This is a genomic window from Succinimonas amylolytica DSM 2873 (assembly GCF_000378405.1).
Taxonomy (GTDB): Bacteria; Pseudomonadota; Gammaproteobacteria; order Enterobacterales; family Succinivibrionaceae; genus Succinimonas; species Succinimonas amylolytica.
This window is the reverse complement of sequence record NZ_KB899650.1, coordinates 1-3,514: the sequence shown is the minus strand read 5'-3', so window position 1 is coordinate 3,514 and position 3,514 is coordinate 1. Positions and strand designations below refer to the sequence as shown.

Here is a 3,514-nt window from a genome sequence, read left to right as displayed (position 1 = left end):
GGAGTTCTTTATCACAATGGTCAAGGCGTAAAGCAGGACTTCCTGCAGGCAAAGACATACTATGAGAAAGCCTGCAACCTGAATAATGGCTTAGGGTGCGGCAATCTCGGAGTTCTTTACCATAGTGGTAAAGGCGTAAGACAGGACTACCAGCAGGCGAAAACATACTATGAGAAAGCCTGCAACCTGAATGAGGGATTAGGGTGCAACAATATCGGAGTTCTTTACTACAACGGTCAAGGCGTAAGACAGAATTTTCAGACAGCAAAAGAATACTTTGGCAAGGCTTGTGATTTAGGAAACCAAAAAGGTTGTGATTACTTTCGGAAGTTAAACGAGAAGGGATATTAAGGCTTGGTGATTTTTAAGTGTCATTATGACACTTAAAATAGGAAGCTAACTAATTTCATAAACGGGACTTAAATGCGCCGTTTTTAACGAATATGAGATAATAAACATGAAAAAAACACTAAGATTTATCATCATTGCTATACTAGCAGCTTTTTCTTTTAACAGTGAAGCAAAGAATTTGTCTCAATATATATCTTTGTTGCGGCCTAATGATATTTCAAATATTGATAAAACTGTAATTGAGAATGACGATCTTGAGAAAAGAAAAGCTTTTATTAAAAAAATGGTTACCTTTGTTTTAGAGGATGATTACAATATGCTTCTAAATAATGGTGATGTCTTATTATCGGAATATATTAAAGATACTACCAATGCACAACAAGTTACAGTGGAAACAGTATATAATACTTACAAGAAAAATCAGATTAAAGGTGATAGGGAATATTTAAATAAACCCTTACTACTGATAGGCGTAATTGAAAAAATTAAAAGTTCTGTTGGAAACACCCCCGTTCTTTATTTAAAGACTGGAAAGAAATTTACATTTGATTCTGCTCATGTTTTTTTTAAATCTCCGGACGATGATATAGATTCAATTGTAGAACTTGAAAAAGGACAGAAAGTTGCATTTCTTTGTATAGGGGGCGGCGTTGTAATTGATTCACTTGTTTTTAATCAATGCGAATTCGCTAACGTCTATAAAGATAAACTTCAAGAACGGTTGTTGTTAGATGTTGATTCTTACTTTAATGATTTTAAAATTTCAAAACTTATGTTTTTTCTTACTACAGCCTTTTATGCAACGTCTGTTAATTACCCAAAATATTACAATCAATGCAATATTGATAAATGTAAATTTGAAAATAAATATTTAGCAGGTTCTATGGATTATGTAAAAAACATTTTTGAAACTGAAAGATATGAAAAGTTAAGTGAAAAAGAGAAAACAAAACTTGAGAAATTGAAGGTGGATTTGTGGAGATTGCTGATCACAAATAAAATAGTAGATTCAAATTCTGGTAAGTTATTAATTGATGACTATGAAATGAAAAACGATCCGTGGTAATTGTCTTTTGATGTAAATTATTTTGCAAGATGAATGAGATTCTTTAATAATTTGATTTTAAATACGATTACAGCGTTAATGTTATTTGCCATCTGTAAAGGTGCGATATTCAAATATAATTGTGTTAAGTAAAGACAATGAAAACAGCAAGAATATATCAAAGAGTAAGCACAGAAAATCAAGAACTAGAAAGGCAGGATTCTCTGGTAGCACTTGCAAAGGATCAGGGCTTCTATATCGCAGGCGTTTATCGTGAAAAAGCCTCTGGAGTAGATCAAAATCGTCCTGAACTGGAGAAACTAATAAATGACTTGCAGGAAGGAGATTACCTGATTGCGGAGAAGATAGATCGTATCAGTCGATTGCCTCTTGCTCATGCCGAAAAGCTTATTGAGAGGATAAAGTCAAAAGGTGCCAAGCTTCTCATACCTGGAATCATAGATTTTTCGGATGTTAAGCCTGATAATCCCGATAAGATATTGGAGATTGTTCTTGATACAATGCAGACTATGCTTATGAAAATTGCCTTGCAAATGGCCAGAGATGATTATGAAACGAGGCGAAAACGTCAGAAAGAAGGGATTGAATTAGCAAAAAAGAAAGGTATGTATAAAGGCAGGAAACCGATAATAGATGAAAATCTGATTTATGAGATGCTAGATAAAGGCTTCAATATAGCAAGAACGGCAGAAATTGCAAAATGTTCGAGAGTGATAAAATTTTTGTGTAAACAAGGTAATACTGTGGCATAATTATGGGCCCAGTTATGTCGCAGTTAGTTTTCACAAATGAAAAGGAATGAACAATGGCAAGACAAAAACATAGTCAAGCTGCTCAGGATGTATTTCAGGCAATTGCCAATGGATGTGCCAATGGCTCAATTACTGATGTACAGGAGACCATGCGTGAAGCACTGGGAATAGCTGTTGAACAGATGCTTAAGGGAGAACTGGATAGCCATTTGGGATACAACCGATCCTTCCAGGGGGCAAAGCAGACAACAGATCGTCGTAATGGGTACAGCAGCAAGACTGTTAAAAGCAATCTTGGAGAGATTGTTATCGATGTGCCGAGAGATCGTGACGGTAGCTTTGAGCCTAGTCTTTTAGGAACCTACAAGACTGATTTATGCGGAATTGATGACAAGATCTATTCCCTGTATGGCATGGGAATGAGTCAGTCCGATATCGCCAAAACCATCTCAGAAATCTACCACTGCGAAATCAGCCAGGCCATGGTTTCATGTATTATTGCAAGGCTTACCCCAGTGATTCAGGAATGGCGGTCACGCCGGCTGGAGTCAGTATATGCGGTAGTGTATGTTGACTGCATCTATGTCAGCATGAACAGTCAGGAGGCAAGTCAGCCAGCCTCAAAACATGCGGTGTACGTAATTATGGGTATCAACATGGAGGGCAAAAAGGATATTCTTGGGCTGTGGATTGATCCGACAGAATCAAAATCCAAATGGCTGAATATACTGGACAGCCTTAAGGAACGCGGAGTAGAAGATATTTTCTTTATGTGCATGGACGGTGTATCAGGACTGGCGGAAGGCGTTAAAACCATTTTCCCTGATACGGTGGTACAGCGTTGCATAGTGCACCTTATGAGAAACGCACTAGAATTCGTTCCATGCAAGGCGTATAAGGCTTTCTGCGATTCTATAAAGGCTGTATATAATGCCGTTGATAAAGAAACAGCATTGCAGAACTTCAGCAGGTTTAGGGAGCTCTGGGGCAAGAAATATCCTGGTGCCGTAAAATGCTGGGAACGTAATCTTGACACTGTACTGCAGCTGTTTGATTACCCATCGGCCATCAGAAAGCTTATATACACGACCAATGCGATAGAGAGTACAAACTCCAGCCTGAGAAAGGTAACTAAAAAGGGAACTTTCGAATCGCCGGATGCTGTTTACCGGGCTATGTATCTGAGGATACTTACGCTAAAAGAAAAGTGGGACAAGAGTCGCGTACAGAACTGGACCACAATTAAAAATGAATTTCTTCAACTACCACTTACAAAAGAGAGAATGGAGAAGTTGGTTTTTAAGAGTTAAATCACAGTTTACACAAAATAGTATTTACTCCCAAA

The 3,514-nt window shown here is 37.5% G+C and carries 3 protein-coding genes and 1 pseudogene; all 4 read left to right on the top strand.

Features of this window, described 5'->3' with window-relative positions:
* Positions 1–351: pseudogene (locus F557_RS20790) on the top strand (SEL1-like repeat protein); the annotation flags it as partial.
* Positions 352–457: 106 nt separating this feature from the next.
* Positions 458–1,417 carry an OB-fold protein gene (locus tag F557_RS0118105; protein ID WP_019003616.1) on the top strand — a complete coding sequence of 320 codons (960 nt, stop codon included), beginning with the start codon at positions 458–460 and terminating at the stop codon, positions 1,415–1,417.
* Between the two features lie 137 nt (positions 1,418–1,554).
* Positions 1,555–2,169, top strand: coding sequence for a recombinase family protein (locus F557_RS0118100; protein ID WP_019003615.1), 615 nt, complete (start codon positions 1,555–1,557; stop codon positions 2,167–2,169).
* A gap of 53 nt (positions 2,170–2,222) precedes the next feature.
* Entirely contained in the window at positions 2,223–3,479 is a 1,257-nt protein-coding gene (locus tag F557_RS0118095) for an IS256 family transposase (protein WP_019003614.1), read from the top strand.
* Positions 3,480–3,514 lie beyond the last annotated feature (35 nt).

Excerpts from the sequence above, each read along its gene's own strand:
- F557_RS0118100 (WP_019003615.1), top strand. The coding sequence starts at position 1,555 with ATGAAAACAGCAAGAATATATCAAAGAGTAAGCACAGAAAATCAAGAA.
- F557_RS0118105 (WP_019003616.1), top strand. The coding sequence starts at position 458 with ATGAAAAAAACACTAAGATTTATCATCATTGCTATACTAGCAGCTTTT.
- F557_RS0118095 (WP_019003614.1), top strand. The coding sequence starts at position 2,223 with ATGGCAAGACAAAAACATAGTCAAGCTGCTCAGGATGTATTTCAGGCA.